At 55.8% G+C, this 14,148-nt stretch carries 9 protein-coding genes; 7 read left to right on the forward strand and 2 right to left on the reverse strand.

What is annotated here, in order from left to right:
- Positions 1 to 39 precede the first annotated feature (39 nt).
- The 7 genes from ACFQZG_RS05120 to ACFQZG_RS05150 all read left to right on the forward strand — a co-directional run bounded on the left by ACFQZG_RS05120 (position 40) and on the right by ACFQZG_RS05150 (position 12,678).
- Positions 40 to 2,133 (forward strand): alpha-galactosidase, encoded by a 2,094-nt coding sequence (locus tag ACFQZG_RS05120; RefSeq protein WP_378150484.1) that lies wholly within the window; start codon positions 40 to 42, stop codon positions 2,131 to 2,133.
- Positions 2,134 to 2,162: 29 nt separating this feature from the next.
- Positions 2,163 to 4,712 carry a glycoside hydrolase family 97 N-terminal domain-containing protein gene (locus ACFQZG_RS05125; protein WP_378150485.1) on the forward strand — a complete coding sequence of 850 codons (2,550 nt, stop codon included), beginning with the start codon at positions 2,163 to 2,165 and terminating at the stop codon, positions 4,710 to 4,712.
- A gap of 475 nt (positions 4,713 to 5,187) precedes the next feature.
- The gene (locus ACFQZG_RS05130) at positions 5,188 to 6,300 is read left to right on the forward strand and encodes a Gfo/Idh/MocA family protein (protein WP_378150486.1); all 1,113 of its coding nucleotides are present in this window, start codon (positions 5,188 to 5,190) and stop codon (positions 6,298 to 6,300) included.
- Positions 6,301 to 6,335: 35 nt separating this feature from the next.
- Complete coding sequence (locus ACFQZG_RS05135; protein WP_378150487.1) at positions 6,336 to 7,091, forward strand: sugar phosphate isomerase/epimerase family protein; 756 nt, start codon at positions 6,336 to 6,338, stop codon at positions 7,089 to 7,091.
- A 47-nt stretch (positions 7,092 to 7,138) separates the two neighbouring features.
- Positions 7,139 to 7,996, forward strand: coding sequence for an AraC family transcriptional regulator (locus tag ACFQZG_RS05140; protein ID WP_378150488.1), 858 nt, complete (start codon positions 7,139 to 7,141; stop codon positions 7,994 to 7,996).
- A 3-nt stretch (positions 7,997 to 7,999) separates the two neighbouring features.
- Entirely contained in the window at positions 8,000 to 8,836 is an 837-nt protein-coding gene (locus ACFQZG_RS05145; protein ID WP_378150489.1) for a sugar phosphate isomerase/epimerase family protein, read from the forward strand.
- Between the two features lie 266 nt (positions 8,837 to 9,102).
- On the forward strand, positions 9,103 to 12,678 hold the full coding sequence (locus ACFQZG_RS05150) for a LuxR C-terminal-related transcriptional regulator (protein ID WP_378150490.1): 3,576 nt from the start codon (positions 9,103 to 9,105) through the stop codon (positions 12,676 to 12,678).
- Positions 12,679 to 12,742: 64 nt separating this feature from the next.
- Here ACFQZG_RS05150 and ACFQZG_RS05155 read toward each other — a convergent pair whose 3' ends face one another.
- Positions 12,743 to 13,477: a hypothetical protein gene (locus tag ACFQZG_RS05155; RefSeq protein ID WP_378150491.1), complete on the reverse strand. Its 735-nt coding sequence runs from the start codon at positions 13,475 to 13,477 to the stop codon at positions 12,743 to 12,745.
- A 5-nt stretch (positions 13,478 to 13,482) separates the two neighbouring features.
- Positions 13,483 to 14,091 carry a hypothetical protein gene (locus ACFQZG_RS05160; RefSeq protein ID WP_378150492.1) on the reverse strand — a complete coding sequence of 203 codons (609 nt, stop codon included), beginning with the start codon at positions 14,089 to 14,091 and terminating at the stop codon, positions 13,483 to 13,485.
- Positions 14,092 to 14,148: the final 57 nt, after the last annotated feature.

Below are 14,148 nucleotides of genomic sequence, written 5' to 3' on the forward strand. Positions count from 1 at the left end.
TATAGAAAGAACGCAATCTCACTATCAAGGAGACAGACCATGGCAATTATTATCGGAGACAACAACGTCTTTCTATTAAATACAAGAAACGCTTCCTACTGCTTCTGTGTAGATCAAGAGGGGCTGCTGAGGCATCTGTATTGGGGAGCGCGCATCGATACGATCGAAGATTTCAAGAACGAGCCTTATATCTGGGAACAGGGCTTCCATTCTATTAACGACGTGAAGAGAGAGGAATGCTCGTCCTTCGGATCTCTTCGATTCAAAGAAACGTCGTTCAAAGTCGCCTATGCCGACGGTACGAGAGATTATCGCTACCGGTATGCCGGGCACGCCATTCAAGGCGACGAGCTTACCGTGTTCTTGGAAGACACGGCGTATCCGCTTCGAATGAGCTTGCATTACAAGGTGTACGAAGAAGCGGATCTCATCGAGAAGCGCCGCACGGTAACCAACGTCGGCGACGAAGTCGTCTCCATCGAGCGGGTGCATTCGGGCGAGTGTTCGTTGCCGGGCGCAGGCTGGAAGCTGAAAAACTTCAACGGCATGTGGAATTCCGATTTCGACGCATTCGAGCAAACGATAACGGGCGGAAAAACGGTGTTGGAAAGTCTGCGCGGCGCAACGGGTCATGTCGCGAATCCGAGCTTTATTCTGTATCAGAACGCGGGAGAAACCTACGGAGAAGTCTATTACGGCGCACTGGCATGGTCGGGAAATTTCAAAATCGTATTGGAGCAAACGCCGTACGAGTTTTTAAATATATTGGCGGGCATGAACGATACGGACTTCGAATGGCGGTTGACGGCCGGGCAAGCGCTGGAAACGCCGTCTCTCTATCTCGGGTATTCGCCGGACGGATTCGATAGAATGTCGAATGCGATGGGGGAATTCGCGAGAAAGCACGTGATGCCGGAGCCCGTGGCGGATAAGCCTCTGCCCGTTCTCTACAACTCCTGGGAGGCCACGTATTTCGACGTGAACGAACAGGCGCAAACGAAGCTGATCGAGAAGGCCGCGCAACTGGGCGTGGAGCTATTCGTCATGGATGACGGTTGGTTCGGACAGCGCAAGGACGATCACGCCGGCCTCGGGGATTGGTACGTCAACGATACGAAGTTTCCTAACGGGCTGGCGCCATTGACCCGCAAGCTGCATAGCTACGGAATGAAATTCGGTCTGTGGATCGAACCGGAAATGGTGAATCCGGATAGCGACTTGTATCGCGCTCATCCAGATTGGGTCTATCGCTATGCAAGCCGCCCGGTGATGGAAGGGCGTTACCAGTACATGCTGGATCTTACGAGGCAAGACGTACAAGATTATATCATTGGAGAAATCGACCGGCTGCTTAAGGAGAACGAGATCTCCTATATCAAATGGGATATGAACAGAGGGTTGAGCGAGGTTGCTTCCGCGATGCTCGATCGCAGCGAATACAAGAGCATCTGGTACCGGCATACGGAAGGGTTCTACCAGATTATCCGATCCTTAAGGGCGCTGCATCCCGAGGTAGAGTGGGAAGCTTGCGCTAGCGGCGGCGGCCGCGTCGATTACGGCGCCATGCGATATTTCGACGAATTCTGGCCGAGCGATAACACGGATCCATTGGACCGTCTGTCCATTCAAGAAGGATATAGCTATCTCTATCCCATCAAGTATATGCGCGCATGGGTGACGGATTCGGGCAATAACGGCAAGCGCGCCATGCCGTTGTTGTTCCGGTTGCATTGCTCCATGTGCGGCGCGCTGGGCATCGGCCTTGATCTCAACGAGAGCACGGAAGAGGACATGGCGCTTCTGACCAAGTACGTGGCGATCTATAAAGAAATTCGTTCGATCGTTCAGTTCGGGCGCATTCACCGATTGGCTTCGTTGAAGGCGGACGGCTTGCAGGCCGTGCAGTACGAGAACGGAGAAGAGAGCGTCGTGTTCGCCTTCTTGGATCATCCGTCGCGCTGGCGCACGGCATTCACGATCCGTCCGAGAGGGCTGGACGCGAACGCGACTTACCAGGTGGAGATAGAAGGCCAGCCGCAGCACAAGATGTCGGGCGCGTTCCTGATGAACAACGGTCTTCGGGTCGTACTGAACCATGATTACGCAAGCTGCATGGTGCGCATAACCAAATAACAATATACGAATGGATAGGGGATTCATCTATGTGGAAGCTGTATTCGCCGAATCGATCGGTTAGCTTTACGGTTGTCGGAAATGCCGACGGGGAGTTGACGTACGCGGTTGAACGCAACGGCACAACGGTAATCGAGCCAAGCAAGCTCGGCTTCGAAAGCGATTTGGAAAATTTCACGAAAGGCTTTCGTTTCGTTAAGGAAGACCGTGCCGTCGTCGACGAGACCTATTCGATCCCGGCGGGCAAAAAAGCGGTTTACGGCAATCATGCGAACGAAATGACGTTGGCCTTCGCGTGCGGAGCGTATACGTTCGTCCTGTGCGCGCGCGCTTATGATGACGGGGCTGCTTTCCGCTATCGCGTGCTGTCCGAAGTCGAACAACCGATGAAAGTCAAACGGGAAGCGACGAACTTTAATCTGGCGGAGGCCTACGACGACTTGTGGTTGCAGCAATGGGTTCCGAGCTACGAAGGGACCTATGACCGTACCGGTTGGGAGGACAAAGACGGCAGAGATTACGGCATGCCAAGCTTGTTCCACGCCGACAACGGCGGATGGGTCATGATTACGGAAGCGGAGGTCTATAACACGGACGGCAGCTATTGCTCGTGCCATCTGCGCGGAGCCGGCGATCGAACGATGACATTGGAATTCGCTCCGGAAGAGATGGGCTCGCCTCTCTCCTGCAAACTGCCGTTCTCCTCTCCTTGGCGCGTCATCGTGGCAACGGACGACTTGAACGAGATGGTGAATACGACGATTAACTATAACTTGAATCCGCCTTCTACGATGGAGGATACAAGCTGGATCAAGCCGGGCCGTTGTTTGTGGGGCTGGTGGGAATATATGAACAGCGCGCAGTTATACACGGAGCAAAGGAATTATGTGGATTTTGCGGCTGCGATGGGCTTCGAAGGACTCACCGTCGACGCGGACTGGGATATTACGTGGCTGAAAGAGCTGTGCGATTATGCCCATTCGAAAGGGATCGTCGTATGGCTGTGGAGCGCGATGCAGTATATCGATACGCCGGAGAAAGCACGGGAGAAAATTCCGCTGTGGGCCGGTTGCGGCGTAGACGGGCTTAAGGTCGACTTCTTCCAGAACGATTCCCAGCACACGATGTGGCAATACGAGATGATCGCCAACATGATGACCGAGCATAAGTTGATGATCAACTTCCACGGGGCAACCAAATGCATGGGCGAAGGACGCACCTGGCCGAATTTCATGACGGCGGAAGGGATTATGGGAATCGAACATTATATGTGGAGCGGCTTGCCGGACGCGAAGCACAATTGCACGGTTCCGTTCACGCGCAACGTGGTCGGTCCGATGGATTATACGCCGACGGGTTTCTCGAATAAGAACCGGAATACGACGTTAGGGCATCAAATGGCGCTGTCCGTCGTATACGAATCGGGCGCTTCGCATATCGCCGCTTCTATATACTATCTTGAAGCGTGGAGAGGGACGGATTTTCTACGCCGCATGAAGCCGGTCTACGATGAGATTAAGGTGTTGTCCGGATTCCCGGGTCATCATGCTGCCATTATGCGCCGTTCCAAGGAAGAGTGGTTGATCGGCTGCATCACCAACGAAGCGATGATCGTGCGTCTGAAGCTGGATTTCCTGCCGGAAGGCGAGTTCGAGGCGGACCTCTACGAGGACGACTACAGCGGCGAATTGATGAAAGTGAAGCGCCGCAAAGTGACTTCCGCCGACGTCCTGGAGCTTCCGCTTCTGAAGAGCGGCGGTGCCGGCATCTATATCGCTGAGCAAATCTCGGAACTGCCGAAAGGCATTCGTTCCGGTTATATGAGCGATGCAAGAACGGAGCACTTCGCCATCGCGGGACGGACGCTGCAAGGCAGCGAGCCCGTCGTCTACGAGAACGAGCAGGAAGCCGTATTGTTGAACGGCAGCATCGTGTTCCCGGTGCAAACAACGGCCGCGCGCCAGACGATCAGACTCTTCTATGCAGCCAAAGAGCCTTGGACGGTGCGCGTAAGCGACGGAAGCAACATCGTGGAGCAGGTTATGGCGCAAAGCGGATCCGATAAAATCTTCATCGCCAAAGACGTGGTCTTCCCGTTCGCCGGCGGCGAAAGCGCCTTGTTCATCGAACGCGTCGCGGGAGCCGTGCCCGCATTGGAGAAGATCCATATTATCGATAATAAACCGCCGCGCGAACTGTATATTCCCGTGGGCAAGGGCACCTTGAGCGGCGGCGCGGAGCTTGTGGCGGATGCATCGGGCGTAGATAAGGCGACAGGTATCGGGAACGGCGGCGAGCTTACGTTCGATAACATCATCTTGCCGAAGGACGGCTATTATCTGATGCGCTTCGACTACTGCGCGGGGGAGAGCAGAGACCTCAGCGTAGAAGTGAACGGAGGAGCCAACACGTACAGAACCAATCTGCACAACACGGCCGGCTGGGGCTTCCCGACGTGGGACGTGAAAGATCAGCGGGAGATCCGCATCCGGATGCAAGCGGGCAATAATACGTTGCGTCTGTACAATGATCAAGGTCGGGCGGCTCATATTTACGGGTTTGCGCTTATCGCGGACTAATAATAAAGGTCGTTAATCATCATAGGCAGTCCCGATGCGAGAACGCGCGCATCGGGACTGTTTTGTGTTTTAGGCCGGCGGCAGTGCATTTCGTGTCTTGCTTGCGTGATGTATTCGATATTTCGAGCTTAATATGAAGCGAGAGGCATGATAGGGTCAGTATGTTCGAAATATCGAATAGATTCCGAGAGAAATCATGGAAATGCGGAAATCTATTCGAAATTTCAAATATAACCCCGCGATACGGGGTCAACTGCGAAAATGTGTTCGATAAGTCGAATATGTTGCCTGCCTTGTTACGCGACGATTCGGAGTGTATGGGTCAAGTAAATCCAGCAATAGGGCCGAAATAGATAGTAAATTTACGAAGTATATCAAATACATCCAGAAGAGATGCGGTTTCATCCATTGCATTATCCCAACGACATTACGATAATGAGGGCAGGAGCATGAAATCCAGCTAGGAGATGAGACGATGCGCAGAGTGAAGGTAGGAGTCGTCGGAGCGGGCATGATCAGCGATATTTACTTGCAGACGTTGACCCGGACATTCAATCACATCGTAGAGGTGCGAGCGGTCGCGGACGCGGTCGAAGAGCTGGCCCGCAAGCAAGCGGCGACATACGGCATTCCGCTGGCATGCACGCTGGACGAGATGCTGGCCGATCCGGACATCGAGATCGTGGTCAATCTGACGAGTCCGGCGGCGCATGCGCCGATCAATCTGAAAGCGCTTCACGCCGGGAAGCACGTCTATACCGAGAAGCCGTTCGCGCTATCCGAGCGCGACGCGGACGAGGTGCTGGCGCTGGCGAAGTCGAAAGGGCTGTATGTCGGATGCGCTCCCGATACGATGCTCGGGGCAGGCGTTCAATCGTGCATCAAGCTCATCCGCGACGGTTGGATCGGGCGGCCCTATGCCGCCAATGCCGTCATCGTGATGGGCAACGCCGAGGGGGGCATGCATCCGAATTTCCAGAACTTCTTCAAGCTGGGCGGCGACCCGTTGTTCGATATGGGTCCGTATTATTTGACGGCGATGCTGACGATGCTGGGGCCGGTTCGCCGAGTATCCGGTTCCGCGCAGCAGTTGAACCGGGAGGTCACCGTGACCAATCCGAAGTCTCATGCGTTCGGCTCGGTGGTGCCGGTGGAGGCACCGACGAACGTATCCGCCGTGCTCGACTTCCATTCCGGCGTCGTCGGCGTATTCCAAGCGGCCAAGGAGAGCTTCGGTTATCTTCCTCGGATGGAAATCTTCGGGACGGAAGGCAATCTGACCGTGCCCGATCCGAACTTCTTCGGCGGCACGATCAAGCTTCAACTGGCCAGCGGCGAAGTGAAGGAGATGCCGCTCTCCCATCCGTTCGCGGACAACAGCCGAGGCATCGGCGTCGCCGATATGGCGTACGCCATCCAATCTGGCCGCCCGAATCGCGCGAACGGCGACATCGCTCGCCATCTTCTCGAAGTATCGTTCGCGATCATGGAATCCTCCGCTTCGGAGAAGCACGTTCATCTGAAGACGACGTTCGAGCCGATCGCTCCGCTTCCCCTTGGACTGAAATATAACGCATTGGACGCGTAAGCCGATTCCCTATTAATAGAAGAGAGGTGCCTGACATGAAGAGATTTCCAATCGCAGTGCAGCCCTATACGGTTCGCGAAGCGCTAGCGAAGGATTATGCGGGAGCGCTTGAGCGGATCGCCGAGATCGGATATCGGGGAATCGAGATCGGTCCGCCACCCGACGGGATGACGGTCGATGCTCAGAAGCAATTGCTCGACAGGCTGGGCCTCTATGTCGTCGGGAGCCATGCCGGTTTCGATACGCTCGACTTCGACGTCGACGGACTGGCGGACTACCTGGAGCAGGTAGACGGGGGCCGCTATGCGGCGATCTCCCTTCGGTTCGCCTCCAAGGAAGACGTGCTGGACAAGGCGAGGCGGATGAACGAGATCGGCGAACGGTTCCGGAAGCGCGGCGTGACCTTCCTCTACCATAACCATGATTGGGAATTCGAGCGATTCGACGGCGAATATGCGCTTGATCTGTTGTTGCGTCATACCGATCCGGAACTTGTGAAGACGGAGCTGGATACCTACTGGATTCGGAAGGGCGGGGAAGACCCGGTCGCGTATCTGGGCAAGCTTCATAACCGGGCTCCGCGTCTGCACCTCAAGGATATGGAAGCCGGGGAGGAGCGCTTCTTCGCGGAGGTTGGCGAAGGAGTCCTCGACTTCCGGGCCATCGCGCGCGTCGCGGAGGATATCGGCGTAGAGTGGATGGTCGTTGAGCAGGACGATAGCCGTCGGGATCCGTTCGACAGCTTGAGAATGTCCTACGAGAACTTGAAGAACATGGGCATCATGGCGTGAGCGCGTCCGGAGTTCCAGCGATTCACATCGCCGGAGACATCACGAAGATGCCCGGAACTGGACTCGGTCCCCGAACGATTCACGATTACGAGCTGTTGTACTTCACGTCGGGAACGAACGGCGTCTACGTCATGGAAGGCGAGTCTTATCCGCTGGACGTTCCATGCTTCATCGTCTGCCGCCCGGGCGAGCTGCACGAATATATTTACGACCGGGAGGCGGTGTCCAGGCATCTGTTCGTGCACTTCGGCTTCGAGCAGGCTCCGGAGGCGAAGCCGGATCTCCCATTCCTCGAGGTCGGGGGGATCTGTCGCATTCCTTCCGACAACGAGCTGCTGATCGGGATGATGAAGCAGCTGATCTACCTAACCTATACGTCTCCGGAGCGAACGAACCCGAGAGGGGGCACGTTGCTGCTCTCCCTGCTCCTGGAATTGGGAGGAGAGCTCGCGTTGCCGTCGCAGCCGGCAGGAGATGCCGTGCCGCAGCCCGTCTTGCGGGCGATCAAGCATATGGAGGATCACCTCCATGAGCCGTTACGGGTGGAGGCGATCGCTGCCAAGGTCGGGTGGTCGCACGAGCATATGACGAGAAGCTTCGCGTCGCACACGGGCAGAACGCCGCGGGAGATGTTGCTGCATCTCCGCATCGAACGTTCCTGCCAGTTGCTCATGGACGAAGGACTTTCGATTAAGCAGATCGCTTACGAGGTGGGCTTCTCGGACGAGAATTATTACAGCCGCATGTTCAGGGAAGTGAAGGGGACGACAGCCACGGCTTATCGGAAACGTTACGCGAATCCGCTGTACCGGGACCTGGCGCCGATTCACGCGGCCGATTCCCGGTACCCGATCAATCGCGTGTTCATCGTACGGACGGAACGAACGGATCAGGAGGGAGAATGAAGGATGAACGCCTTTCGCACGGCTTTGAACGCATCGACGTTGTTTCCGTTTCGGTTAACGCTTCCCGAGCAGATCAGGGTGGCCGCCGAAGCGGGGTACGAAGGAATCGAATTGTGGGTGAAGGACGTGGACGCCTATCTCGGGCAAGGAGGATCGCTGGCCGAGCTTAGGCGCTTCGCGGGTGACGAGGGGATCGCCTTCGCGAACGCCATCTCGTTCTGGAAGTGGGCCGATACAGACGAACGGGAGCGGGCAGCCGGGTTGGAGCTCGCGATCCGGGAATCCGAATGGCTCGCCGAGCTCGGTTGCCCTTCCGCGGCGGCGCCGCCATACGGCGATACCGAAGGCTCTTCGGCCGAGCGATTCGCGGATTGCTACGGAGAGCTCGCCCGGCGCATCCGGCCGCTGGGCGTCGATCCCCTGCTCGAATTCTGGGGGCGGGCGAAGGCGCTCTCGCGGTTGGAGGAAGCGATGGCCGTCGTCGAACGGTCCGAAGCGGCCGACGCCAAGCTGCTGCTCGATCCGTTCCACATGTACACGGGCGGCAGCTCGCTTGAGCTTCTGTCCCGGTTGAGCGGCGACCGGATCGGCATCGTGCACGTCAACGATTACTCGGCCGATCCGCCCCGGGAGACGATTCAGGATTCGGATCGGGTACTTCCCGGGGAAGGCGTCTTCCCGAGCGAGCGATTCGCATCGCTGCTTAACGCCGCGGGTTATCGCGAGTTCCTCTCCCTCGAACTGTTCATCCCGGATTTCGGGCCTAGATCGGCGCTGGAAGTCGCCAGACAAGGATTGGAAGCCGTGCGTCGAAGCTATGGGATTACTCGAACAGGTTAATTACGTGCTCGTTGCCGGATGGCAGCGGGCTCTTTTCTTTTCAACCCCGCACGCATCATTCTTCTAGTAAATGCCTTGGAGTTATAGTAAGCTAACAGAAAAACGAGCCAAGAAGATGTTGAAGGGAACGGCCGACGATGAACACAGGGGTTCAACATCAGCGCCTGTCGGAATGGCGACAGCACATGCCGACGAATGATGGGCGAATCGTACTTATCGCGATACAACTAGCTTCCATCCTATTTAAAAGGCATGAACAACAAGGCTTGCAGGGGAATCTGCATACGGGGCAGATTACCGTTCATCCGCAAACCGATCAGATAAGCTGGAATTTCCATGCCGAACGACAGCCGAGAGCCTATATGGCGCCGGAACAGTTCGGCATTATTAATCGCATGCCGGATGTTCGCAGCGACTTATATACGCTTGGTATTATCCTATATGAATGGGTATTCGGAGAACTGCCGTTCGAGCTGGGAGAATACGAGGATTGGGCGCATGTCCACCTCTATGCTTCGCCCGGTCGATTGCAGGGCGATGCGAACGAGCCGATCGATCGTACGCTCGGCAACATCATTGCCAAGCTGCTGGCCAAGTCGCCGGATGACCGCTATCAATCCGCGTACGGCTTGTTATACGACTTGGAGCAACGAAGCGACCTTCGGGAACTAGGAGTCGCGGATCGCAAGCAGCAATTGCATCTGTACGATGGTCTCGATGACGAGGGGATGCTTCGACCGCTTCGCTATGAAGAGCTCAAGAGCTGGATGGAGCATGCGCTAACGGAACGATCGACCAGAATCAAACGACTGTGCTGGGTCATCCATTACTGGACGGACGGCATTCCGAGTCGCGTGATCGAGTTGCTGGAGCAATGGAGAAGCTCGGGCACGCTCTATTACGATTATTCGGGGCATAAGTGGATGTGGCAGCTTCATTCGATGTCCAACGTACTCCGGGACGAGGCGAAGCTATCGCTGCATCTCGAGCATGTTCAACGATTGCCGCCGGCCGCGTTACGGCTGCTGTCCTATGCGTCCGTTATCGGGATGCAGTTCAGCCGACCGCAGCTGACGTTCATTAGCGGAACGGACCCGGAACAGCTTCATCGCTTGCTTGCGGATGCGCTGGCGCATGGCATCATCGCGATGAGCGACGAACGGGCGGATAGCGAGTCGGACGAGGACGGGGTCCGGTATCTGTTCTTGTTAAGGGAGCTTCGCGACTATGCCTACCTGCAACTATCCGAGCAAGAACGCGCCGAATCGCATCTGCGGTTAGGCTCGCTGTATGAAGAGGCGGATGCGGAGTTCGGTCGGGCTCACTGGAATAAAGCCGTATCCGTGATGGATGAATCCATTAAGCAGCGACTCGCCCTGTTGAATTACGACCAAGCGACGACGGCGCTCCACGACTATCGATTCTATAAGGCGGCGGAAGATTTCGAGCTTGCGCTGCGGGCGGTTGCGCCGGAATTGTTGGATCTCGGCGAACCGATTCAAGCCGCGCCTTCGGAGCATTCCCTTCATATGCTGCTCATGTACTCCTTCTCTCTGTATTACATCAATCAATACGATCGCGCCAGGTTGTATACCGACCGAGTCGAACGACATATCGATAAGCTCCGGGAGCAAGATTACTTGTATATGTGCTTAGCCAAGATGGAGATGCACAAATTCACCGATAATCGAATGGCCATTACGATCGGCAAGGAAGCATTGGAGCGATTCGGCCTACGGCTCGGCACCGGTAAGAACGCGGGGAGCGCATTGGTCGAGGTTGTTCGGACGTTGCGGGCGGCAAGAGCGGCATTCAAGCACCCCGAATGGTTATCCATTACGGATCGGCCGTCTTATATCGCTCAAACCGCGCTTATGGATTCGCTAGTCTTTCCCTATGCGATTCAAGACCCGGTCGGTTATATGATTCAGTATTCGAGGTTTATTCGTTACGCGTTGAGCCAAGGGATATGTCGGAATCTGCTCGGTATTATCGGCTCCTATGAGGTCGTATTGCAACGCGCGTTACCGCAAATCTATCAATTATGGCCCAAGGATTTGCTTGCTCTTGCGGAGCGTCTTGTCCAAGACCGGCATCCTACGGATTATATTCACATGGAACTAACCGGGTCTTTGTTGAATCAGCTTGAAGACCCGGACAGGGCGGAGAAGCGATTGCTGAAGGTAATCGAGCGAGCCGGCGAACAAGGCCATAACCATCTCGTGAATGCCGCATCGATATCGCTGATGGTACTCTCGCAGGGGTACCTGCCGCATCTCGAACAACTGTTTCGATTATTGGAAGGCGATCATCAACAACAATTAGTAGCATCGACGTTGCATTACAAGCAATATGCCCGGGATTACTATGATTCGTGGAAGGATCGCGACGCCCTGCTTGCCTTCATACGGCTGAATGACGACGGAGAGGCGGACGATATCGATAATTACATTGCGATCCAACGGGCCGAACAAGCCTTTCTGGCTCGCAAGCCAGAAGTCGGGATGAAATGGATCTTGCTGGCTCGCACGAATGAATTCGGCTTGGACTGGATTCGCAACCGCCGGATGCGGATGTACGAAGCCTTGCTTGCGGCGGAGCTGTGCCGCTCGACCACGGCCGCGGCGAAGGACGATTACAAACGAATCGTTCAGCGCCGGGCGAAGCGCATGCGGCGTTGGCGCGGCGCTTACGGCGCGGACAGCGCGGCGCATGAGCTCGTTCTCGCGGAGGCAAGCCGGTTGAACGATCGCTATTATGAAGCGCTGCTGCATTATGAACGGGCGATCAAACAAGCGAAGCAAGAGCGGAACGGCTTGATCGAAGCGATCGCCTACGAGCAATCCGCTTATCTGTACGAGGAGAACGAGCAGGCGACGGGGTGCTCTATCTCGCTGCTTGGCGCGATTGCCGCTTACAAATCATGGGGCGCAATCGTCAAGGCGAACAGCCTCCTCGATCGCTATCCGAATCTCTCTCACGGGGTTAGGGGAGAGCGCGATACCGGCGAGCAAGCGGCGGAAATCGGGCGCGCGAACGCTGGGGAAAGGTTACGGATCGTACGCGAAGAAGCAGCGGCGCAAGCCCCGGAGGAATCGAGCTGGACTTCCATAGATAGCGCCGTCGTTCCGAACAATCTGACGGACGGTCTGCAAAGACTGTTGCGTGCCGTCAAGCTTCAGACGGGTGCCGAACGGGCTGTTCTATTGCATATGACGTCCGGCTCTCCGGCTCTATTGGCGCATTCGGAAGGTCAAGATCGGCAGGATGGGTACTCGGAAGCAATGGATATGGAGCTTGTTCGCTATGTTAGCAGCGCGAACGAAACGATCGTGATCGATAACGCGATGACAAGCAAGCACGCGGCGGACTGCTATGTTAGGAACAATCGAGTTAAAGCGTTACTATGCATGCCGATCATGCTTCCGGACAATCAGAGAGCCGTATTGATCGCGGACAATCGAACGATCTCGCATGTGTTCTCGCAAAAATCGGTGGATACGATCGAAATGCTGATTACGCGATTCGTCTATTTGCATCTGCTGCGGCGTCCGACGCAGGACGAAGGGCAAGGGAAGGCTGACGATCGCCGTTATGTGCCGAACGTAGGTCCGAATCTCATCGTGGACGGGTTCTCCGGCATGGTGGAAAGCTTGACGGGGAGAGAGTTGGAAATCTTGCAACTGATCGCCGACGGTTACTCCAATAGAGAAATCGGGGCTCGATTATTCGTCAGCGAGGCTACCGTCAAATCGCACGTCTACAATATCTATCAGAAGCTTAACGTCAAACGCCGCGCGCAAGCCGTAGGCGTCGCGCGCGAATTAACGCTGATCAAATAGGTCTTCGCAGTACAGGACAGTCTGCTCCGCGGGAGTAGACTGTCCTGTTGCCGTTGCCGCCGAATCAACCCGTAATGTAAGAGATCAAATCGAAGCCCGATGGCATCGGAATCGTCAGCATATAGATCGTCGTGACGAGGAACGCGGCGATCGCGACGGCGGTGAGTCCCACTCGGTTGCTCCTGCCCTTGAACGTGCTGACGATACCGAGAATGAACAAGACGACCGTGTAGATGACCGTTACGAGGCCGTAGGCATCGCCGTTCGTGTTATCCTTCTCGCCTTGATCCATGACGACCTGCGCTTCGTCGAGCACGGTTTGCGCATCCGCGTAGTAAGAATCAAGATAACCCTCTTGGTCGAACGGAGTAACATGCTCGCCCGTCTCGTTGGACTGTTCCAATGCCCAATCATAGGCGGCCTGGAACTCCTCGGTCATGTTCGCGCCTCTCATCTCGTCCTTCTTCCATTCGAGACGATCCGCTTCCTCGGTATTGCCTTGCTCGATCGCATAAGCCTGGTCGATCTCCATGCCGTTCATTGCATTGTAAGTCAGATAGTCCTGCATTAACGTCTGTGCAGCTTCATTCCAACGCGAATTTCCGTCCGCGGACAGGTTGTTTCCTTTGGCATAGTTGCCCGCTTGGTTGCCTCCATGCAGACCGCCGATCCAGCTGGCCCACGCCGTTAATAGCGCGGTAACGCCAAGCATAATGACGATGATCAATTCAAGCCAACCATCGAATCCGCGCTTCTCTTTCACTGCCGCTGCTTCGCTCGTAACCGTAACTGGTTCCATATTCATCACTCCTCCGCCGCTGGAGCCGGATGATCGACGACCAACTCCGGTTCGACGCCGTTAGCCTTCGCGAACGTCCGGTAATTCTCTTCCGCCGTAGCCAGCGCTTCGAGCGGCTCGAATAGGTTGAAGACGGCTTCCACTTGCTTCATCTCGTCTCCCGACGCAAGCGCGTCCTTGAGCCCGTTAAGTCCGGTCGAATAGCCTTGCAAGCCGGCGGTAATGGCATCGTGATGCTGCTGCAGTTCCTGCGTATTCGCTTGGTAAGCAGTCGATTCGCTCAACAACCCGTTCAATTTGCTAATGTCACCATCGATCGCCGCCAGTTGCTCCTCCGGCGTAGCATCGCCGGCGTCCGTCATCGTGTTCACGGCTTTCATAATTTCCGCGTATGAACCATACAGGGATTCGTTGTAAGCTTGCACATCCTCGGCGACCGAAACCTCGCCGGATGCAGAGGATGCCGTCGCATTCTCGCTCGTGCCCGCATTGCTTTCGTTGCTTTCGTTACCTTCGTCGTTCGACTTGCCGCAGCCTGCCGCGATGAGCAAGGCAACGAGTACCAAGCCAATGAGAGACAGCTTCAATCGTTTGCTCTTTGTTTGTCGGACCATAATGGCCTCCCCCATTCCATGTTGTCGTCGATATTCCGTACCGTCTGCGCGATACAT

This window comes from Cohnella sp. GCM10027633 (assembly GCF_042675445.1).
GTDB lineage: Bacteria > Bacillota > Bacilli > Paenibacillales > Paenibacillaceae > Cohnella.